General features: G+C 38.2%; 18 protein-coding genes and 1 other annotated feature. Of the genes, 6 read left to right on the forward strand and 12 right to left on the reverse strand.

Going from position 1 to position 21,003, the window contains the following annotated elements:
* Window positions 1-91: 91 nt before the first annotated feature.
* Genes yhaM through L6W14_RS18990 form a run of 3 tightly spaced genes read right to left on the reverse strand, consistent with a single transcriptional unit; the run spans window position 92 to window position 5,131 of the window.
* Window positions 92-1,027: a 3'-5' exoribonuclease YhaM gene (yhaM, locus tag L6W14_RS18980; protein ID WP_048391758.1), complete on the reverse strand. Its 936-nt coding sequence runs from the start codon at window positions 1,025-1,027 to the stop codon at window positions 92-94.
* Complete coding sequence (locus L6W14_RS18985; RefSeq protein ID WP_237898686.1) at window positions 1,024-3,912, reverse strand: ATP-binding protein; 2,889 nt, start codon at window positions 3,910-3,912, stop codon at window positions 1,024-1,026. Before L6W14_RS18985 ends, yhaM begins: the two co-directional genes overlap by 4 nt.
* A gap of 4 nt (window positions 3,913-3,916) precedes the next feature.
* Window positions 3,917-5,131, reverse strand: coding sequence for a metallophosphoesterase family protein (locus L6W14_RS18990; protein ID WP_237898687.1), 1,215 nt, complete (start codon window positions 5,129-5,131; stop codon window positions 3,917-3,919).
* 259 nt (window positions 5,132-5,390) lie between these two features.
* Between L6W14_RS18990 and L6W14_RS18995 the strand changes: the two genes are divergently transcribed.
* Window positions 5,391-5,576: a YhzD family protein gene (locus L6W14_RS18995; RefSeq protein ID WP_036075853.1), complete on the forward strand. Its 186-nt coding sequence runs from the start codon at window positions 5,391-5,393 to the stop codon at window positions 5,574-5,576.
* Between the two features lie 52 nt (window positions 5,577-5,628).
* On the opposite strand, the gene L6W14_RS19000 is transcribed toward L6W14_RS18995, so the two are convergent.
* Window positions 5,629-6,411, reverse strand: a complete 783-nt coding sequence (locus L6W14_RS19000) for an enoyl-CoA hydratase (RefSeq protein WP_131521099.1) — start codon at window positions 6,409-6,411, stop codon at window positions 5,629-5,631.
* Between the two features lie 137 nt (window positions 6,412-6,548).
* Here L6W14_RS19000 and L6W14_RS19005 point away from each other — a divergent pair, with 137 nt between their 5' ends.
* Window positions 6,549-7,520 (forward strand): oxygen-dependent tRNA uridine(34) hydroxylase TrhO, encoded by a 972-nt coding sequence (locus L6W14_RS19005; protein ID WP_237898689.1) that lies wholly within the window; start codon window positions 6,549-6,551, stop codon window positions 7,518-7,520.
* Here L6W14_RS19005 and L6W14_RS19010 read toward each other — a convergent pair.
* Window positions 7,509-7,649 (reverse strand): hypothetical protein, encoded by a 141-nt coding sequence (locus tag L6W14_RS19010; protein ID WP_193767373.1) that lies wholly within the window; start codon window positions 7,647-7,649, stop codon window positions 7,509-7,511. The two genes, L6W14_RS19005 and L6W14_RS19010, sit on opposite strands and share 12 nt — an antisense overlap.
* A gap of 8 nt (window positions 7,650-7,657) precedes the next feature.
* Window positions 7,658-9,307, reverse strand: a complete 1,650-nt coding sequence (locus L6W14_RS19015; protein ID WP_131521097.1) for an FAD-binding dehydrogenase — start codon at window positions 9,305-9,307, stop codon at window positions 7,658-7,660.
* 404 nt (window positions 9,308-9,711) lie between these two features.
* Window positions 9,712-9,953: a binding site (T-box leader), on the forward strand.
* A 159-nt stretch (window positions 9,954-10,112) separates the two neighbouring features.
* Between L6W14_RS19015 and serA the strand changes: the two genes are divergently transcribed.
* The 3 genes from serA to L6W14_RS19030 all read left to right on the forward strand — a co-directional run bounded on the left by serA (window position 10,113) and on the right by L6W14_RS19030 (window position 13,239).
* Window positions 10,113-11,726: a phosphoglycerate dehydrogenase gene (gene serA / locus L6W14_RS19020; RefSeq protein ID WP_131521096.1), complete on the forward strand. Its 1,614-nt coding sequence runs from the start codon at window positions 10,113-10,115 to the stop codon at window positions 11,724-11,726.
* 96 nt (window positions 11,727-11,822) lie between these two features.
* Window positions 11,823-12,326: an RNA polymerase sigma factor gene (locus tag L6W14_RS19025; protein WP_237901007.1), complete on the forward strand. Its 504-nt coding sequence runs from the start codon at window positions 11,823-11,825 to the stop codon at window positions 12,324-12,326.
* Entirely contained in the window at window positions 12,316-13,239 is a 924-nt protein-coding gene (locus L6W14_RS19030; protein WP_131521094.1) for a hypothetical protein, read from the forward strand. Before L6W14_RS19025 ends, L6W14_RS19030 begins: the two co-directional genes overlap by 11 nt.
* A gap of 45 nt (window positions 13,240-13,284) precedes the next feature.
* Here L6W14_RS19030 and L6W14_RS19035 read toward each other — a convergent pair whose 3' ends face one another.
* The 5 genes from L6W14_RS19035 to L6W14_RS19055 all read right to left on the reverse strand — a co-directional run bounded on the left by L6W14_RS19035 (window position 13,285) and on the right by L6W14_RS19055 (window position 18,187).
* On the reverse strand, window positions 13,285-14,073 hold the full coding sequence (locus L6W14_RS19035; protein WP_131521093.1) for an HAD family hydrolase: 789 nt from the start codon (window positions 14,071-14,073) through the stop codon (window positions 13,285-13,287).
* 132 nt (window positions 14,074-14,205) lie between these two features.
* Window positions 14,206-14,454 carry a DUF3006 domain-containing protein gene (locus L6W14_RS19040; protein ID WP_131521092.1) on the reverse strand — a complete coding sequence of 83 codons (249 nt, stop codon included), beginning with the start codon at window positions 14,452-14,454 and terminating at the stop codon, window positions 14,206-14,208.
* Window positions 14,441-15,631, reverse strand: coding sequence for an MBL fold metallo-hydrolase (locus L6W14_RS19045; protein WP_237898690.1), 1,191 nt, complete (start codon window positions 15,629-15,631; stop codon window positions 14,441-14,443). The genes L6W14_RS19040 and L6W14_RS19045 overlap by 14 nt, the downstream gene beginning before the upstream one ends.
* A gap of 69 nt (window positions 15,632-15,700) precedes the next feature.
* On the reverse strand, window positions 15,701-17,047 hold the full coding sequence (locus L6W14_RS19050) for a GntP family permease (protein WP_048391781.1): 1,347 nt from the start codon (window positions 17,045-17,047) through the stop codon (window positions 15,701-15,703).
* A complete protein-coding gene (locus L6W14_RS19055) occupies window positions 17,048-18,187 on the reverse strand; it encodes a glycerate kinase (protein WP_131521089.1) in 1,140 nt (379 codons plus the stop codon).
* Between the two features lie 165 nt (window positions 18,188-18,352).
* Here L6W14_RS19055 and L6W14_RS19060 point away from each other — a divergent pair, with 165 nt between their 5' ends.
* Window positions 18,353-19,450, forward strand: coding sequence for a CdaR family transcriptional regulator (locus L6W14_RS19060; protein ID WP_237898691.1), 1,098 nt, complete (start codon window positions 18,353-18,355; stop codon window positions 19,448-19,450).
* Between the two features lie 22 nt (window positions 19,451-19,472).
* Here L6W14_RS19060 and L6W14_RS19065 read toward each other — a convergent pair whose 3' ends face one another.
* Window positions 19,473-20,978 carry a coproporphyrinogen III oxidase gene (locus tag L6W14_RS19065; protein WP_131521087.1) on the reverse strand — a complete coding sequence of 502 codons (1,506 nt, stop codon included), beginning with the start codon at window positions 20,976-20,978 and terminating at the stop codon, window positions 19,473-19,475.
* Between the last annotated feature and the right edge of the window lie 25 nt (window positions 20,979-21,003).

A 21,003-nucleotide genomic window follows, 5' to 3' on the forward strand; every position in this document is an offset into this window, starting at 1 on the left:
ACAATTGAATTTATGAATATTTAGACTCAGAGAAATTAATAACGAATAGCTAGACAGTAACGTCAGTTTAAGGGCTGATTGATACTGCTGTTTAAATAGTAGGCTTATAGAATGAACGATTATCAAGAGGGAAGAGTCTCTCTGTAAATTCCCCTGGTGTCGTTTTACCTAACGCCCTTGTTAACATATTCATCTTTGCATCAATGTTATCGATATAATGCAAAATTTCCGCTTCCTGAATCATAGGTTTTTTTGGGCTACCCCACTCTTCTTTCCCATGGTGAGACAATACCATATGTTGTAACAGCATGACTTCCTCACCTTCAATTTCAAGCTCACTAGCAATCTTAGCAATTTCATTTACCATAATCGTAATATGACCTAATAAATTGCCCTCCACTGTATACATTGTGGCAACTGGGCCTGATAACTCTACAACCTTGCCTACATCATGTAAAATAATCCCAGCATATAATAAGTCACGATTTAATGTTGGATATAGATCAGCAATGGCTTTACCTAGTTTGAGCATGGAGACCATATGATCTAATAAACCTGACGCATAGTCATGATGATTTTTAGTCGCTGCTGGAAAAACTAAAATAGCCTCTTGATGTTTTTTAATTGCTGCTCTTGTAATTCGTGAGATATTAGGGTTTTTAATGTCAAAGAAAAATTGCGTTAATTCTTCATATAGTTGTTCTTTTGGTGTTGCAGAGGAAGGCACTAAATCATGAATAGCAATTCCTTCCTCTGGCTTTGCAACACGGATAGATTTAATACGCAATTGATTCTTTCCTCTATAGTCATGAATCTCTCCGCCAACACGTACAATGGCTTCCGCATGGTACATCTTTTCATGATCCTCATTCGTGTCCCATAGCTTTGCCTCTATATCCCCACTCTTATCTTGTAATATTAGCGACATAAATGGCTTTCCAACGGTTGTAACCCCTTTTGTCGCTTGTTTTATTAATAAAAATTGATCAACTACTTCTCCAACTTGGAGCGTCGTAATCCCTTTCATGTTGACGCCACTCCCCTTTCATTTGCTAATGCTCCTATATCGACAATCTGCTCTTTCTTCCAATAGTTGAGCATTGTGTCATGACAAGTAAAATACAAAATTTGACGTTCATATCCTACTTCTTTCATTAATTGTACCATTTTGTCTGTGCGGTTTCGATCAAAATGGACAAAAGGATCGTCCATAATCATTGGAAATGGAGCAGCACTCACTAGGGTTTTTGCTAGAGCCATTCGCAATGCAATATAAGCTTGCTCTTTGGTAGCCTGTGACAACTCCACCATTTGATAACGTATTCCTGCAGCATCCTGTGCTACAAAGTAACCATCCTCATGAATCGAAAGTTTGTCATAGTTTCCTCCTGTTAGTAAACGGAATACAGCATTTACCTCTTCAAGGACATGAGGTAATTTTTCTTCACGAAGACGGAATAGGGTTTCATGAATAGCTGTCGCCACCGCTTTTCTAGTTGCCCACTGCTCAATTAACTGCTGCAATTCTGTTTTCTCCTGCTCAAACTGTTGAAGTAATTGACCATACTTTTCATCATTTAATAGCTGTTCTTTTTCCATAAGCAAAGCAGCACGTTGTTCCAGACATTGATCAATTTCTAGTTGCAATGATTGCTGCTCTTGTTCCAAAGCAAATATGCGTTCGCTAACAGAGTCCTCAATCAGATTTTCCTTCTGTTGAAGATCGAGTGAAGATAATTGAGCCTGGACGGTTTGCAATTCTGTCTCAATTTTTCTTCTCTGTTCAAATTGCTCATGCATTTCATAATAAGCCTGTTCATTTTGGATCTTTGCTTCTTTGAATAGCTCGTACATTTCAGCAGTATAACGATCCATTCTTGATTGTCCACCTTCTATTTTTATTTGGACGCTGGCTAGCTGATCTTTTGCATGCTGTGCTTGCTGCTGTTGCTGTTGTGCTTCAAGGTAGGCTGTTCGTAAATGCATATAAATTTCATGTTCATCATAGGCTCCATCTAAAACCCGCTGAAGCTGCTCATAAATGCTGTTCTTTTCTACCTGCGTTTCTTGCAACAGACTTGAGGTACTGTTTCTTTTAGCTGCTAATTCTTGTACACCACGAATACGCATAAATAATTCGGGCATTAGCGATCTGGCTATCGTTCCTTGTAAGCGATAACGCTTTAAAAAATGCTGGAGTGTTTGAGTGGCTTCTTCACTCTCCACCTCCGTTAGTTGAATTTTATATTCAAGAGAAGTATATTGCTGCTCCTTCTCTTTCTGCTGTTCCTTGATGTGTAACAAGCGATCTTCATATCTTTGCTTCTTTATAAGAACTGCTTGTACTGTCAATTCCTCTTGCTCTAACTCCCGTAGGAGGATGCTGTGCTCTTTATTAGTAGGTTCATCTGCTTGCTTAACATATCGAATAAACAAAAAGGTTAGCAATGATAAAACTGCTCCAATTAGGATTACAATTATGTTTTTTTCAAATACACCATAAGCAAATGACATGAAGCCAATCAGTAGTACAAGCCAGATAAAGTCATGAGGCTTCTTCTGCTTACTTCGTTGCGATTTGGCAGCACGTAATTGCTCAAGCCTTCGCTTTTGTTGAGGCCATTGTGCTAAAATATGTTCTTCCTCACTTGTTAATGACTCATCCATTAGCTGTTGTTTCTGTTTGGCTATTGCATCTAATTCTAGGTGTACTTGCTCTAGTGAACGTAGATGAAATTTTAGCTCTTCCTCCGCCTCCTCTAATTTACTTAATTGAAGCTGAAATTGTTGCTCCTGTTGGAGTGAAACTGTTTCGTTCAAAAGATTTTCTTGTGCTTCTTTCTCTGTTACACCTAGTAAACGAAACTGTGCTTCAATTTCTTGTTCGAGCAAAAATAGATCATCCTGAAGATTTTGCTCTTTCACTATTAGCTGATGCCATGTTGCTTCCTTTTGCATAAGGTAAGCCATTTCATTAACCTTTTGCTCATCCACTGTAGCAAGTATTTTCTCCTGCAATGTTTGATGCTGCTCCTTTAATTGCATCAGTTGTTGGCTTTCATGTAACAGACGATCCTTTACTTGCTCATATCGTCTGATACCCTCTGAAGGAAACTGAACATGTTGAAAATTGGTCATTGTCTGTTGCAACGTCTGTTGCTGCTTGAGAAGAGGGAGTGCTTGCTTTTGAACAGTTAATTGCTGCCATTGTTGCTGTTGCCGTTTTTGCGTACCAAATAGCTGTTCCAACTTTTGCTCAAGTAATTGTAATTGCTGTAATTTATCCTCAAAGGTTTGAATCTTCCCCTGTTCCTGTTTAATCGTCCGCTCAAGTTGCTTTAATTGTTCAATTTTTTGATTAATCAATGGCACTTTACCTGTCTTTTTAAACAGCTCACTAGCCTCTTTATCCATTTTCTTTTCAAGGGTGGATAGATACTGAATACCTGTTGTACCAGAGGCAAGTAGCAAATGGGTTAGCTCCTCTTCAGACATTTTTTCAATACCTTGTAGTTCATGCAATGAAAAAGAAAAAATGGCTTCAAAGGATGCCCTAGAATAACCATATAAAAGCTTTACTAACAACGCCTCATGCCCCGTTGTTCCATCCTCTAGGTAGACAGTAACATCACCAGCAGCCTTTCCTTTCACACGTTCAACTGTACATTGCCCATAAACTGGGTGCAAAAGTGTCAGCTGACCTCCATATTTCGTTGAAATTTTCGGCTCATATTTGCGCTGTATCTGCTGCCTTGTTGGGAAACCAAAAAGCATTTGTAGTATAAACTGCTGAATCGTCGTTTTTCCTGCTTCATTTAATCCATAAAAAATAGTGACACCATCATTTAACGAAATGGAGATATTTTCATGCTTACCAAAGCCATATATTTGGATTTTCTGTATTGTCAGCATGTAATCACGCCCTTTGAATTTCTTCAGCTAATAATGTCTGTGCACGATTGGTTAAGTTCTCAATTTCCTTTTCACTAAGTGGCTCTATTAACCTCGCACCACCAGCATACTGGTACAAATCCTTTAGAATATCCTTCCATTCATTGCTGTCCCATTGCTCCATCAAGCTCACAACGGATTGAGTTGTTGCTGTATGCTCAAAAAATCTCGATGTCTTTTGCAACACCATTTTTTGTACCCAACACATTGGCTCAATACCTTCCTCTGCCTCTCGAATAGTCTCTAACCAAGCATCTACTGTTGCATGCTCAAATAAAGCTTCCGTTTGTTCGTCAATATGTTGCAAATGAAGCTCTACTACCGATGCGCCATATTTCTTCCTATTGGCTGTAATAGCTTCTGCACATCTCTTCAATAATTCATTGGCGTGTACCACATTCGTACAATCCACCTCAATGGTGCTATAAACAACTGTAGAAGTAGAGATAAAATCAAGCTCAGTCGATGTTTTGGATAACGTCACATCATAAAAGCCTTTCATTCCTTGTTCTTTACGATGTCGACTTTGAATATTGCCTGGATAAACAATTGGAGGGTTTTGATGTAAAAGCTGTCTTTTATGAATATGGCCAAGCGCCCAATAATGATAGTTCTTTTCAAGTAACTGTTGCTTTGTAAAAGGAGCATACACATCATGTGTCGTATTGCCTGCCTCACTGCCATGAAGCATACCAATATGTATAGCATGCTGATCATGTGCAATTGGATAGCTTTCAATAACGGATTCCTTTAAATGACGTTCAGGATAACTAAAACCATAAATATTCACTTGTTGACCCCGTATTTTTAATTGAACTACACTCGTTTCAGCGGGTAATTCATAGACATTACTTGGTAAAGAAAAGCGTGTCCATGTGCCATTTAAATGATCATGATTTCCGTAGCTTACAATGACAGGAATATTGTGTTGAAAAAGCTTCTCCATTGCATCTTGAAATCTTCGTTGTGCTTGCAAGCTACGATTTTCACCATCATAAATATCCCCAACAATTAGTAAAAAATCAGGTTTTTCCTGAATCGCTTTAAGGATAATTTTATCAAACGCTTCAAAAGTGCTTGACCGTATTTTCTTTAAAATGGGTTCGGGGAGACCAAATAAGCCCTTAAATGGACTATCTAAATGTAAATCTGCCATATGGAAAAAACGAATTGCTGACATCCAATCACCTCAAATAGTAGATAATTCTCTCTTTAGTGCAAAACCAAAGTAATAATATGCTGATTAATCAAAACCGAATATTTGTTCTATTTTATCATAATTCATGTATGATGAAAAATGCTATTACGCAAAAAAACAACATTGCCTTACTTTTTCCACAATTTTCGTAATTTATCAATAAATTCACTAGTTTTACCGTGAAGTTTATAAATCTTCTATGTATAATAGAAATATATTCAAGTAAAAGGGTGGGGTCTGTATGGAGAATTATCGTTTTACAGCTTTTGAAAAAACAGGGGAAACATTGTTTGATGAAACTTGGACTTTTGAAAATGATGAGGCTGCTAAACTAAATGGACAACAACAAATTGAGGAAAAAGGTGTTGCCGATAAAACTCATCGTCTTGTAAACGCTTCTGGTAAATTAATTTTATTCCATGTTTAGTGGCTAATAAAAGGCACGTAGTCAATGGTTTGCTACGCGCCTTTTATTATTTTTATTTACCTACAAAGACAGGCGTTCTTTTCTCTACAAATGCATGAATGCCCTCGACATGATCTGTTGTTTTACGCATTGCAGACTGGCCCTCAGCCTCTAATGCTAAGATATTTTCTAGCTGTGGTATATTTTGTGCATGTAAAATTTTTTTCGTTGTAATCATGGAAGAAATCGGGGATGCAAGCATTTTCCCCACCACCTGATCTGCCATTGCAAATACAGTGCCCTCTGGTGCAATATAATCAATTAACCCTGCATCTAATGCTTCTTTTGCTGTTAATACCTTTCCCTCCCATATCATTTGTTTCGCTTTAACAGTACCTACACGCTCCTTCATGAAGAAATGACCGCCCCCATCTGGAATCAGTCCAATTCCAATGAAATTCATAGCAAGTTTACTATTTTCACAGGCTACAATAATATCTGCCCCTAGTGTTAGACTAAATCCTAAACCTGCTGATGCACCATGAACCGCTGCAATCACAATCATTGGTAGCTGATAATATGCCTTCACGATACGTGTCAGATAAACCATTGCCTCATCAATATTCAGTGGTTTGCTTTCATCTAGCATTGCTTTTATATCACCACCCGCAGAAAAGACCTTTCCTTCCCCACGAATAACAAGCACCTGAATATCTTTTTCCTGTTGTAGTGCCTCGAAGCATTCTGCAAGTTCACGCATCATGACATCATCCATTGCATTCATCGCCTGTGGACGATTCAACGTTAACGTTGCACGACGCTCTAATTTTTCTAAAGTAATCGTTGAAAATTCCATTTCTATAACCCCCAAATATGAATAGTCATTCACTATGTATAATTCGTGTTTTTTTAGAAAACTCCTTCTCTCTGAGCAAAATTGCTCCTGTTATGCTATATTAAAGGACGAATATCGAGATAAGGTGGTAATGTATTTTGACAAAAAAAGACTATCGTGTATTACTTTATTATAAATATATTACGATTGAAGATCCTGAAGCGTTCGCAGAAGAACATTTAGCATTGTGTAAAGAGATAGGGCTTCTTGGTCGTATTTTAGTAGGTTACGAAGGTATTAACGGAACTGTATCAGGTACTATTGAGCAAACAGATGCTTACATGAACCATATGAAGGCAGATGCTCGTTTTAGCGATATGATGTGGAAAATTGATGAGGCTGAAGGGCATACCTTTAGAAAAATGCATGTACGTCCTCGTCGAGAAATTGTTCACCTCGGTTTAGAACAAGATATCAATCCGTTAGAAATCACAGGTGATTATTTAACACCTAAAGAATTTATGGAACAGATGCAAGATGACAACACAGTAATCATCGATGCCCGTAATGACTATGAATATGATCTCGGTCATTTCCGAGGTGCTGTTCGACCAGATATCGAAAACTTCCGCGACCTACCTGCTTGGATGGAGGCACATAAAGGAGATTTTGCAGATAAAAAAATCTTAACTTATTGTACAGGTGGTATTCGCTGTGAAAAATTCTCTGGTTGGCTAAAACGCGAGGGCTTTGGTAAGAGCGTAGGTCAATTACACGGCGGTATTGCTACATATGCGAAAGATCCTGAAGTGAAAGGTCAATTATGGGATGGTCAAATGTTTGTTTTTGACCGTCGTCGAAGTGTACCGATTAATCAGGTGGAACATGTCATTGTTGGGAAGGATTATTTCACTGGTGAGCCTTCTGAACGATATACAAATTGTGCAAATCCAGCGTGTCATAAATTAATGCTTTGTGAAGAAAAACATGAGGCTTTTTACATGCGAAGCTGTTCAGATGATTGTCGCCGTGCCGAACGCAACTTTTTCGTGGAGGAAAACAATTGGACAAAGGAACAGGTTGAAGAACAAATTGCTAAGATTGCAGAGGTCCAACAATCAAATTGCTAATCTATTCCATAATTTAATCAAGGTGAGCATCGCTGTTGGATTTCTGCTCAAAACTTCAGCATAGTGATCCACTTCAGCATTATCAATCCATTTAAAAAGAGCATCGTTCATCAAGACGATGCTCTTCATTATGCACCTTATCCTTGTCCTAAATAGCGTCCTACCTGACGTCCACTAAATAAACAACCACCAACAAATGTCCCTTCTAAAGCGCGGTAACCATGGACGCCACCGCCACCGAAACCACTTACTTCACCCGCTGCATATAACCCAGGAATTGGCTGACCGTCCATGCCCAAAACAGCGCCATTTAAATTTGTTTGTAAGCCACCTAAAGTTTTCCTTGTTAGAATGTTTAAGCGAACAGCAATTAAAGGCCAATTTTTGGTATCTAAAATTTTATGTGGCTTGGCAACACGCACCCATTTATCCCCAATATAATTTCTTGCTCCATGAATAGCGTTTACTTGCAAATCCTTGGTAAACTTATTGTCCATTTCCCGATCTCTTGCCAAGATTTGCTCTTTAATCTTCATGAAATCAAGTAGCTCATTCCCAGCAAGTTTATTCATTCCATCTACAAGTTCCTTTAGATCATGTGCAATCACAAAATCCTCTCCGTGATTTTTAAAAGCTTGGATAGGAGCAGGTGGGCCTGGTAAAATGCGTTTTAGAACATCGCCAATGCTTTTGTTTGTTAAATCTGGGTTTTGCTCCGAGCCAGATAAAGCAAATTCTTTCTCAATAATTTTCTCCGTTAAAATAAACCAGGAATAGTCATAACCTGTTTTTTGAATCGCCTCTAACGTACTGAGTGTATCAAACCCTGGAAAGTTGGGTGCATGAAAACGATTCCCCTCTGCGTCAAACCACAGGGAGGAGGGACCAGGCAATATCCGAATTCCATGGTTGGGCCATATTGGATCCCAATTTCTTAAACCCTCTGTGTAATGCCACATGCGATCACGGTTTACAATGCGTCCCCCAGCATGTTCCGTGATCTCTAGCATTCTTCCGTCAACGTAAGCTGGCACACCACATACCATATTTTTTGGAGGGATTCCTAATCGAGCAGGCCAATTTTTTCTCACTAAATCAAAATTTGCCCCAATACCACCACTTGCCACAATCACAGCTTTCGCTTCGTAGGAAAATTCACCGATTCCTAATCTCGAACTTTTTTCACCTCGATTAATAAAGGTTTCAGCTAGCACCGTTCCGCTAACTCCTATAATCTTCCCTTCTTGCTGCACAAATTCATCCACACGATGCCTTGGCTTGAAGTCAATGAATCCTTCTCTCATAGCCTGTTTTACTTTATCTACAAATGGTTTTACAATGCCAGGGCCTGTTCCCCAGACAATATGAAATCTAGGTACTGAATTGCCATGCCCTCCTGCCAACGAACCTCCCCGCTCTGCCCATCCAACAACAGGGAAAAACTTTATACCTTTTGACTTTAACCAGTCGTATTTTTCACCTGCAGCAAAATCGACATATGCTCTTGCCCATTTATATGCCCAAGAATCCTCATCTTCTAAACGATCAAAGCCTGCAGTTCCTTGCCAATCCTGCCAAGCAAGCTCCTTACTATCTTTAATTCCAAGCCTTCGTTGCTCTGGAGAATTTACTAAAAATATTCCTCCAAAAGACCAATAAGCCTGTCCTCCGATTGAATTTTCAGGCTCTTGATCTACTAAAAGCACTTTTTTCTTTGCATCTATTAATTCACAAGCTGCGACTAATCCTGCAAGACCAGCACCGACTATTGCAACATCGTACTTCATTCTTACACCCCCAAATCAATCATCCTTAACTAACATTCTTCTCTCACAGTCTGTTTACCTTCTACTTTTTATATTTTTGTCTAAAATGTGACAAACAAAAACGTTCGCTTTCTTAGAACAAATCCGTGGATAATTAGCATAAACCCTCTATTTTATTCCATTTAATTCCCATATAATTTTTCATGCTAAAACTACACAGAAACCTGATACTATCGGACTTTTCAAATATCGTTAGCGCTTTCATTGTACTCCCCAAAAAGACGAACTATATAACAAAAATATATACAAAATATTCGTTTTTAGTTATTTTTCAGAGTTTTGAAGTCAACATTTTTAAAGTTTTTAAGAAATATCGTTGACAAAGGTGAACAATAGGGATTATGATGTTAACAAATTTAATCACAAAAAATATAACGACGGAGACACACTAGTCGCAAGAAAATCCAAAGAGAGCTGATGGTTGGTGCAAATCAGTGATTTCTACGATAATAGTTCCACTCCTGAATAGATAGGCTGAACAACTTAAAAGTAAGCTTATCCGTCTCATGCACGTTACGCATATAGCTAAGACTGCCAGAATAAATTTTCCAGCAGTGATTAAGGGTGGTACCGCGAACCAAAGTTTATACAGCCTTTCGCCCCTTACAACACACTAACTGTGTTTGTAAGGCGTGGAAGGCTTTTTATATTGTCTTCGATTTAGAAAGGAGATTGTTTGTATGCTGTAAGATGTTCGAATTTTACAAATTTCAGACTATCGTAAATAAAGCCATAGCCAATAATGATAAAAAAGGAGCTAATTATAATGACTACTGCAACAAAAACAAGAACTATTAACGTATTTATCGCTGATCCACTAAGTGAGGATGGTATTTTCCCATTACGCCAGGAACAAGATTTAGATTTAAACATTATTGTAGACACAGGTTTAGCACCAGAAGAATTAATCGCTAAAATTGCTGATGTAGATGTATTACTTGTTCGTTCTCAAACAACGGTAACACGTGAAGTAATTGAAGCAGCTAAAAGCCTAAAATTAATTGGTCGTGCTGGTGTTGGTGTCGATAATATTGACCTTGCTGCTGCTACAGAACACGGCATTATCGTGGTAAACGCACCAGATGGTAATACTAACTCAGCTGCCGAACATACAATTGCGATGATGACTTCACTTGCCCGTCATATTCCACAAGCTTTTAATACATTAAAAAATGGCAAATGGGATCGCAAATCTTATGTTGGCGTGGAGCTAAAAAATAAAACTTTAGGTGTTGTAGGTTTTGGTCGAATTGGTGTTGAAGTAGCTTATCGTGCTAAGGGTCAACGTATGAGTGTTATGGCATATGATCCTTTCCTAACAGATGAACGTGCCAAAGAATTAGGTGTAACAAAAGCAACGGTTGAAGAAATTTGTGTAGCTGCTGATTTCATTACAGTTCATACACCACTTCTACCTGAAACTCGCAACCTAATTAATAAAGATAAATTTGCGATGATGAAAGATGGCGTACGTATTATAAACTGTGCACGTGGCGGTATCATCAATGAAGACGATTTATATGATGCAATCGTAGCAGGAAAAGTGGCTGGAGCTGCTCTTGACGTATTTGTTTCTGAACCAGCAACAGATCATAAGCTGCTGACTTTACCACAAGTTATCGCAACGCCTCACTTAGGAGCATCTACAATCGAGGCACAAGAATCTGTAGCGGTTGACGTGTCAAATGACATCATTAAATTTTACAAAACAGGGACTGTAACAAATCCAGTAAATATGCCATCTATACCTAAAGAGCTTCTTGCACAAGTTGAGCCTTTCTTTGAATTAGCTGAAAAACTTGGTTCATTCCTATCACAAGTGACAACAGAGCCAGTCAAAGAAATCAACCTATCTTATGCTGGAGAAGTAGCAAACTATGATGTTCGTCCATTAACTTCAAATGCGTTAAAAGGTTTACTGTCTAAAAATCATGGTAATCATGTCAATGATGTGAATGCTCGTTACTTATCTGAACGTATTGGTATGAAAATTAATGAGCACAAAACAACAACAGCAAAAGGCTTTACTAGCTTAATTACGATTGAAATTATTACTGCTAACGAAACACATACTGTAGCGGGTACACTATTAAACGGTTTAGGTGCACGTATTGTAAAAGTAGAGGACTATGTTGTAGATGTCATTCCACAAGGCCACCTTCTTTACATTAAAAACACTGACAAACCAGGTGCAATTGGCCGTGTAGCAACAAAGCTTGCAGAAAAAGAAATCAATATTGCAACAATGCAGGTTGGTCGTGCACAGGTTGGTGGTACAGCGGTTATGATGTTAACGGTTGATAATGTTGTAACAGAAGAAGATTTAGTTTTTGTGGCACAGCTTGAAAACATTGATGAGGTAAAAGCCATTAACCTATAATTAATAATAGCAAGAAGCAGGGAGTCTCTACTCTCTGCTTTTTATTTTGGGAAAATGATACTTTTCTATGAGTTCTTCGTCCTTATAGAAAAGGAGGTGCACAGCTTGAACATTGAAGAAATATTTTACTTACATAATCACACCATTTTTAAATACTTATATTACTTACTAAATGACGAAAAATTAGCAGAGGATTATACACAGGAAACCTTTGTCCGTTATTTGAACCATCATCAAACAATAAAAAAAGGAGCTGATCTTGCTTGGTTACGCTGTACTGCGCGTAACCTTGCCTATGATCATTATCGTCGAAAAAGGATCATTCAGTTTGTTCCTTTTTTACAACAGCATGAAGAACAAGTATCACCTTCTCCTCATCAATGGCTGATGCAACAAGAAGATGCCAAGATACTATATCTTGCCATTCGGAAACTAAAAATTACCTATCGCGATGTGATTATTCTGCGCAAAATAGAGGGACTGTCCATCGAAGAAACCTCCAATATCCTTGGTTGGAATGAGGGGAAAGTAAAAAACACATTAAAACGAGCACTCGTCGCATTAAAAAAACAGCTAGGAGGTGAAATGGATGAAGAATGATAAGAAGACATGGCAACACTTAGATGATTTAACATTATCTAATCAGCAGGAGAAAAAAATATTACGCAATATGACAGAGCCTTCAGTAATTAATAAACAACAATCAAAAAATAAATGGAAAATCCCATCTGTAACATTACTATTTATAGTAGTTCTTTCTTTATTAATTTTATCTTTTGTTCAACGTCCGATTGATTCTCCTACGACAATGGATTCCTCCAAAGCAATCCAACGAGTCTACTTAAAGGAGAATCTGAACAAGGAAACCTTTATAGCAAAGGACTCTTGCCTTTATGTTCCTCAGCAATGCTATGCTCATACAAAGGCTATCACACAGCTACAACAGAATTGGGACAACGCTTCTCCTATAACAATATCCGCTAGTCAATGGAAAAGTGGTACTAGCTATGATATTTTGATTCTCTATAATGACCGTACACAAGAGAAATGGAAGGTACTCAATAACAAGATTTTCTTCAATGTTGAAACCCAGCAAGCCTTTCTGATTGAAGAATCAATTGACTCTTTACGCTATTTTTATGATGAGAAGCGGTCGACGAAACTGATTTTAGGGAACTTTTTCATCCTACTTATGCATTTCATCCTATGGATTGCTAAAAAAAGAATGCCTTATACAGAACGTCGCTTTTTCGCTGCGACAGTAGAGCATGCTATTGCCAATGCCATTATGCTCGTGTTGTTTGGAGGTATTTCATTTGGTATCTATCTTGTCCACCATACTATTCATGCAACAATTATTTATGGCCTTTTCTCACTCTACTCCTTTATGCAAATCTATTATCGTAAAAAGGCTGGCGAACCACAGGGTTACTTAATTGCTAGCGCTCTTGTTCAGCTTTGTATAGGGATAGCTTTTACATGTTTATACCTTGGACTGAATGTCTATTTTTAATAAAAAAATGTACTGTCTCCACGAAGGATCAGTACATTTTTTATACTATAGCTTATTTACAAGCTCCAACAACGCTGTCAAAGAGTCCACCTCATAGGTAGGTGTCACAGCCCCGTTGGCGATATTGCTTTCACGATTAATCCATACATTACGCATTCCCACACGAGATGATCCTAAAATATCAGTATTAAGATTGTCGCCAACCATAATTGCCTCGTCGGCTATAATACCTGCTTTTTCCATCACATACTCAAAAATAGATGCGTCGGGCTTCCCTTTACCAAAGTCACCTGAAATAATAATATGATCAAAATATGGGGCAATTTCTGGTGTGATTTCTAGCTTTAAATTTTGCAAACTTGGTGCGCCATTTGTAAGCAATACAAGCTGATATTTTCCTTTTAATTCATCTAACACTGCAAAAGTATCTTCGTATAAAAATGGCGCTACTTTACGCTCGGCTACAAAGCGCTCTCCTAGCTCCGCTCCAAATGCTGTATCTTCAATACCAAGAGCAGCTAACCCTTTTGTCCAAGCCGCTGCACGATAGCTAGGCACAATTTCCTTCATTTTCTGGAAGGAATCCGTCGAGTCGTCAAACGTTCCCCAAAGTCCTTCAAAGGGATTGATACCAATTAATACCGTATAATCATATATTTCATAACTCTCATATAAAGCACGTGCCTCTCGGCGAACAGCTTCCTCTAGCTCAGTAGGATTCACATTATGTACTGTTGCTGCATAGTCACATGTTTTTTCAAATGCAGTTTTGACTGATTTCTTATCCCATAGCAGTGTATCATCTAAATCAAAAATAATTGTATTTATCGACATTTTTGTCCGCTCCTAGCTCCCGATTAATACTACTATTTTAGCATATTTTCAAAATAGTTAGGATAACAAATTATGTACAATTCCTTTATCTAAAAACAAGCTGTGCGTCAAATCTTCACAGCTTGTCATACATTAATTATGTTTATTACGCAAACGGTTCATTAAACTTTGAATGTCAGCTCTTTTTTGCTGTGTTTCTTCTTGTAAAATTTCAATATAGTAAATGCCATCTTTTTCTTCTATCTGAACACGATCACCTACTTGCACAGGCTTGTTCATAGCTGACTGAGAAATAATGAGTTGTTCCTCTTCTGCTGGAAACTTTAAGAAAACCGCATAGCCATTTTCAATACGGTCCAATGTGTATTTACTCAAGCTCACTTACAAGTTCCCCTTTCTCATTCCGTAATTGCGCAGCATCTCCAGCATTTAACCAAATTTGTTTAGTTGTCCATTTCAAATAATTTTGCCCTTCCCGTGCATTGGTTCCACTAGTAATATAAATCGTTTTCCCTGGCTGTAAAGAAAGATTAGGGAAGTTATAAACTTGATGCCCTTCAATTGAAATAAGCTGCCAATCTTTTAAAGATACTGCGTGTTGTCCACTATTTTTAATTCCTACAATTTCAGTAACAAGATCCTTGCTAACGATTTCAATAGCTGTTGTCGGTTCTTCTTTAGATAGTATATTACCAGTTTCTACACTAGAAGTTTCCTTACCGTTCACCGTATAGTTTACCCCATCTGTGGACACCGTAATCGTTCCTAAATCCGCGGTGGCATATATTTTACTACCAATAGCCTGCAAACGGTCCACAATTTCTGCATGTGGATGTCCATACTTATTATCCTCTCCATAACTTAATATCGTGACCTCTGGTTTTACAGCCTGAATGAACTCCTCTGAGCTACTTGTGTTAGAGCCATGATGTCCAGCTTTTAAAACTGTTGCTTTCACATCATACTGCAACATTTCCTTTTCTAATGCCACTCCCGCATCTCCTGTCAATAAAAAAGAGACATTCCCATAAGTCATTTTTAAGACAATCGAGGCATCGTTATTGTCTGTAGCCTGATCATTGGCATTTAAAACTTTCACATTTACATCCTTATCAAATTCGATATCATCGCCGATTTTTGGCACATGATAAGGAATATTTTTTTCATCGATACGTGTCAGCATCTCTTCAAAGGTTTGCGATGTATGTACTTTTCCCGAATCATAAAATTGCTCAATCGTCATGTTATCTAATACAGGAATAAGCCCTCCAATATGATCAGCATCTGGGTGTGTTGCTACTACAATATCAAGCTTATTTATCCCAAGTTCTTTTAAATAAGAGACAATCTGTTGCCCTGCGCCCTTCACTCCCCCATCTATAAGCATCGTTTTACCACTTGGTGATTCGATCAGTATAGAATCCCCTTGTCCTACATCAATAAAATGAACCTGCATTTCATGACCAGCTGTTACAGGAATTTTCTCTGTCTTGACTGCCTCGGTACAGCCGGCTAATAAAAAAAGACAAAGGAGTAATACCTTTATTATTTTTTTCATCTACTAACTTCCTTTCTATTTTCCTATTATACAAAAAGAGAGCTAGCCATGGGCTGCTCTCCTTTTACTTTAAACAAATATCCACCATAAAATCATCGTAATAATAATCGTCACAAGACCCTGTAACAACGTGGCCACCGTTTGGGCTTTATAGGCTTGTGTTACTTCCATACCACTATACTGCGTAATCACCCAAAAGAAGCTATCATTCACATGGCTAACTGTCATTGCTCCTGCACCTATTGCCATCACCACTAATGCTAATGGTACCGCTCCATCAATTCCCAATGTCACAAGCATTGGGGCTACTAAAGTAGATGTAATCACAAGAGCTGTTGTAGAAGAACCTTGAGCCGTTTTCAACGCTGCTGCTACTATAAACGGCACAAGAAGGAATAATGTACCTGAGGCAAACATACCTAAATCCATTTCTTGAAGCATTTCTCCAACACCAGCATTTTTTATAACAGTTCCAAACGAACCACCAGCCCCTGTTATAAGTAAAATTGGTGCTGCTTCTTTTAGACTTTCGCCAATCCAACCTGTTAATGTCGTTTCATTGATTTCAGGTAATAATAAAAAGGCTGCTGCTACACCTAAAAATAAGGCCACTGTTGGAGAACCTAAGAATTTAAAGATGGTATTGAAAGTCGCTTCCGTATCACCAACTAATGCTGCTATAGAACCCAAACCAATTAACACAATCGGCAGAACGATTGGTAAAAATGCTTTAAATGTTGAGGGCATTTTACCAAAGGATTTAATGACTTCCTCATAATCTAATGCCTCTACCTCATCTTCAGGAACGCGAATTTTTGTCGCAACTTTTACTGACCATAGATAACCTACGAATGTCGCTGGTATCGCGACTAATAAACCAATGACAATGACTGTTCCTAAATAATCTGCTGCGCCAATATTTCCTGCTGCTGCAATAGGACCTGGAGTTGGTGGTACTAATACATGCGTCGCAAATAAGCCAGTTGCTAAAGCTACTGCCATAGATGCAATCGTAACATTGGCTCGCTTTGCTAATGATTTTTGCAAACTGGATAAAATAATAAAGCCTGAATCACAAAATACTGGTATGGATACGATATAGCCAATTAAAGACATCGCTAATTGTGGACGTTTAGGTCCTACAATTCTTAACACTACTTCTGCCATTCGATAAGCAGCACCTGACTTTTCTAATATTAAGCCTATAATAGTACCAGCAATAATGACTAAACCAATACTTGTCATTAAGCCTCCAAATCCAGTATTAATGCTTTCCACTACTGTCAATAATGGCATACCTGAAGCAATTCCAACGAAGAAAGCGCTGATTAATAAAGCTAAAAACGGATGAAGCTTTAACTTAGCCGTTCCTAAGACAACAAATAATACCCCTATTAATATAATAATGAACAACATCTAGTCATCCCCCTTTTGTAAGTAACGCTCCAGCATTCTTTTTGTTTTTAATCGGATAAAGTGAGCAGGTTCTTGCATTGCCTGCTGCACACCAATCTCCTCATCTACCAATGACTCAACAACTGTAAAATACGCTTGTAATGCTGCATTTGCCTTGGTATCAATTCCTCCTGACAGCAGCATCGCCTCTACATTCGCTTGCTTTGCAGCCTTTGCTACACCTAATGGTGCCTTACCATGTAATGTTTGAAGATCTGATTTTCCTTCACCCGTTATCACTAACTGTGCTTCTGCTAAATGAGCCTGAAGCTGTACAGCGTCCAGCACAAGGTCAATTCCTGCATGGAAGGTTCCTTTTAAAAAAGCGATTAATGCGCCCCCCATTCCCCCAGCGGCTCCAGCACCTTTATAGTCATGTAATCGTATAGCAAATTTAGCTTCAACAATATCTGCAAAATGCTTTAAACAACGATCAAATTCAGCGACCTGGTGTTTTTGAACACCCTTTTGTGGACCAAAGATGGCAGTGGCTCCTCGTTCACCAATAAGCGGATTATCCACATCACAGGCAATCGTAAAAGTTGCTTCTGCTAATCTAGTATCTAGTAGACTCATATCTATGACATCTAATTGCATAAGGTTAGAAACACCAGCCTTAAGTTCCACCCCTTCTGCTGATAATAACCGCACACCTAATGCTTGTAACATACCAGTACCCGCATCATTTGTAGCACTCCCACCAATGCCAATAATAAATTTTCTAAAACCTTGATCAAGTGCGGCTTTAATTAATTGTCCTGTGCCATAAGATGTAGCAAGTTCAGGATTTTTCTCATTTTCTTGTAACAGCATAATACCAGATGCTTGAGCCATCTCTATTACACAGGTTACTTGATCGCCCAGTACACCATATTGAGCCTGGATAGCTCTTCCCAAAGGATCAAGCACAGTTGCTGAGCAATATCGACCATCTGTAGAGGCAATAAGTGAGTGCAGTGTACCTTCACCACCATCTGCCACTGGTAGTATAATTGTTTCAATTGAATGATCCACATCTAGGATTCCTTTTTGCATTGCCTTTGCTACTTCAACTGCTGACAGAGTACCCTTGTAGGAATCTGGACTAATGATAACTTTCATGTTATACCTCCACTTATGTCGTCCATTGACATTTACGTAAATTTTCATATCCCTAAGTTAAGCGCTTACAATTTATTATAATGACAATAAATTCAGAAAACATTATAATAAGTGTACAATTTATCTGTCATATAACAGGCTGTTTTTTATGCGAGGTGTATAAACATGTTGACAAAAAAGTTAGCAGAAGACATCGTCCATCAAACGATGCTACGCTTGCGTCACAATATTAATGTTATCAGCCCAAGTGGGGTCATTTTAGCTTCTGGAGATAAAATGAGGGTGGAAAATATTCATGAAGGTGCACTATATGTAGCACAGACAAAAGAGACTCTAATTATAAATGAGGAAAATATAGCACTTTATCCAAACACAAAACCAGGCATCAATATGCCAATTATGTATCAAGATGAGGTTGTAGGTGTTATAGGTATTACAGGAGATTCAGACGATATGCTTGAAATTGCTAATCTCGTTCAACTCACAACAGAGATTATGGCCCATCAAGCGATTGTTGAATCTAAAAGCGAATGGCAACGAAAGAATAACGATTACATATTTGAAGCACTCGTTCATGGAAGTAAGCTAGACGGAGCCTTAAATGAACGGATTCAGAAATTACCATTTGCTCTTTCGGGCTCTTTTCAGGTGATTTTAGTGAGCTTAAATGAAGCATCCTACGCAGAAAATACAATACCCTTCTTTTTTGAGGATCTATTTTACAAACAGCCTGTTCTTGCTGGTCATAGCCAATTACAGGAATACTATATCCTACTAACAAATTGCGGGGAGCAAAATTGCCGTCCTATTATAAAAGCACTGCGTAAGCAGAAGCAGAAACTTCCCTCCCTTCAAATTGGTGTAGGGCCTGTGGTTCAGCATTTATCTCAGCTTCCCTATAGCTACCAAGGTGCCAGAACAGCTCTAAAATTTGCTACAATCCATAATGAATTGACTTTTTTTGAAGATGTCGAGTTATTTTCCCTTTTTAAACCTCGTGAATCGGAGGAGGTTCAAGCATTTTACCATCGTATACTCAAAAATTTAGACGCTAAACAATTGGAAACATTACAATCGTTTTTTGACTGTAATTTACAGCTAAAGCATTGTGCTCAGCAATTGAATATTCATCGACATACACTTACTTATCGTTTAAATAAAATAAGGGAATTAACAGGCTATGATCCGCAATACTTTGAGGATGCTGTTCTGCTAAAAATGGCCTGTACCTTGCGAACACTACAAACAATGAAGGCAATCTGAACAGATCAGATTGCCTTTATCATTAAGCCTTATATAATTCATTTAAAAATTCAATTTTCTTCCCAATAGCCTCTTCAAAGGTCATGATATAGGCAGCAGGATCTTTCGGATTATGGAATTGTGTAATTCTCCCTGTTTCGGGATGAACAAATTTTGAGGATGCCCCACAGCCAATTCCTAAGATTGTCTGCACTTCTTCCATAATAACGATATTATAAATACTTTCTTCTCCCGCTTTACTATAGCCGACATTTTCTAAATTACCTAAAATATTTTTCTGACGATATAAATAGTATGGAACATAATCATTTTCTTTTGTCCAAATTTGGGCCATTTCCATCATTTCAGCTACCGTATCACGGTCGGCTACTTTGTATTTATCCTTATTACGCGTCATCTCTGATGCACGTTTAAATGATAGCGTATGAACAGTTAAAGACTCTGGCTGCATCTTTGCCGATTCCTCTAATGAATGTTGGAATTCTTCAATCCCTTCATTCGGTAGCCCAATTATAAGATCCATATTAATATTATTCATTCCTGATGCTCTTGCAAGCCAAAACTTATCAATGGTTTCCTGAACCGTGTGATGACGACCAATTGCTTTTAATGTTTCATCAGTATAAGATTGTGGATTTACACTAATACGATCAATACCCCATTTTTTTAGTACTTCTAATTTTTCTGGTGTGATGGTATCAGGTCTTCCTGCTTCAACTGTCACCTCTCGAATTGTTTCAGGGTTAGGGAATGATTCAAACATCGTTTGATATAAGGCATCCATTTCATCGGCCTCAATTGAAGTCGGTGTACCACCACCCCAATAAATGGAGGTGATTTTCATATCATTGTCCTTCAGCCATTTGCCCATTTCGCGCAATTCAATATGCAAGCCATCTAAAAAAGTCGTAACACGCCCCTGCTTACGATTGCTACCAATCGCATAGGCTGGGAAAGTGCAATATGCACATTTGGTAGGGCAGAATGGAATACCAATATAAACACTGATTTCTTCTCCAATGGCATCAAGATCAGGAATGGTCACTAGTTGTCGGTCCACAATTTCCTTTAATAGTCCAACTTTTTCCTTTGATAAGCGGAAATCTCGAATTAATAGATCAGCAATTTCTTGCTCACTTTTACCTTCTTTTCTAAATTTATGATACAGCTTTGTTGGGCGTACACCCGTTAAAATCCCCCATTGCTGATGCACTCCAGTATGCTGTTCAAGAACATCTAAAAATACATGTGACAATGCACGTTTTATGCGAATATTTAGCTCACGATCTGTTGCTGGGGAATCATATTGAATACTGTACTCATTCGTGTATTGCTTACCATCTACAATCAAGTTTGCTTTTGTAGAAATGGAAAAATCGTCTCCAGTCTGATAGTCAAATGAAGCAGACATATCTGCTCCCATTGGTTCAACCTTCAGCTTGGAATCCTCAAAAAATAAATTCGCAATATGATTTAATACGCGAATCCAATCTTCAGGATATTTTTGATCTATATGAATAATTTTCATTTCGTTTCGCTCTCTTCTTTTATAT

The organism is Lysinibacillus sp. ACHW1.5, from assembly GCF_022014815.1.
Lineage (GTDB): Bacteria > Bacillota > Bacilli > Bacillales_A > Planococcaceae > Lysinibacillus > Lysinibacillus capsici.

What these genes read in the sequence shown, in the direction of transcription:
- yhaM (WP_048391758.1), bottom strand. Translation starts at nt 1,027, where the DNA reads ATGAAAGGGATTACGACGCTCCAAGTTGGAGAAGTAGTTGATCAATTT.
- L6W14_RS18985 (WP_237898686.1), bottom strand. Translation starts at nt 3,912, where the DNA reads ATGCTGACAATACAGAAAATCCAAATATATGGCTTTGGTAAGCATGAA.
- L6W14_RS18990 (WP_237898687.1), bottom strand. Translation starts at nt 5,131, where the DNA reads ATGTCAGCAATTCGTTTTTTCCATATGGCAGATTTACATTTAGATAGT.
- L6W14_RS18995 (WP_036075853.1), top strand. Translation starts at nt 5,391, where the DNA reads ATGGAGAATTATCGTTTTACAGCTTTTGAAAAAACAGGGGAAACATTG.
- L6W14_RS19000 (WP_131521099.1), bottom strand. Translation starts at nt 6,411, where the DNA reads ATGGAATTTTCAACGATTACTTTAGAAAAATTAGAGCGTCGTGCAACG.
- L6W14_RS19010 (WP_193767373.1), bottom strand. Translation starts at nt 7,649, where the DNA reads ATGAAGAGCATCGTCTTGATGAACGATGCTCTTTTTAAATGGATTGAT.
- L6W14_RS19015 (WP_131521097.1), bottom strand. Translation starts at nt 9,307, where the DNA reads ATGAAGTACGATGTTGCAATAGTCGGTGCTGGTCTTGCAGGATTAGTC.
- serA (WP_131521096.1), top strand. Translation starts at nt 10,113, where the DNA reads ATGACTACTGCAACAAAAACAAGAACTATTAACGTATTTATCGCTGAT.
- L6W14_RS19030 (WP_131521094.1), top strand. Translation starts at nt 12,316, where the DNA reads ATGAAGAATGATAAGAAGACATGGCAACACTTAGATGATTTAACATTA.
- L6W14_RS19035 (WP_131521093.1), bottom strand. Translation starts at nt 14,073, where the DNA reads ATGTCGATAAATACAATTATTTTTGATTTAGATGATACACTGCTATGG.
- L6W14_RS19045 (WP_237898690.1), bottom strand. Translation starts at nt 15,631, where the DNA reads ATGAAAAAAATAATAAAGGTATTACTCCTTTGTCTTTTTTTATTAGCC.
- L6W14_RS19050 (WP_048391781.1), bottom strand. Translation starts at nt 17,047, where the DNA reads ATGTTGTTCATTATTATATTAATAGGGGTATTATTTGTTGTCTTAGGA.
- L6W14_RS19055 (WP_131521089.1), bottom strand. Translation starts at nt 18,187, where the DNA reads ATGAAAGTTATCATTAGTCCAGATTCCTACAAGGGTACTCTGTCAGCA.
- L6W14_RS19060 (WP_237898691.1), top strand. Translation starts at nt 18,353, where the DNA reads ATGTTGACAAAAAAGTTAGCAGAAGACATCGTCCATCAAACGATGCTA.
- L6W14_RS19065 (WP_131521087.1), bottom strand. Translation starts at nt 20,978, where the DNA reads ATGAAAATTATTCATATAGATCAAAAATATCCTGAAGATTGGATTCGC.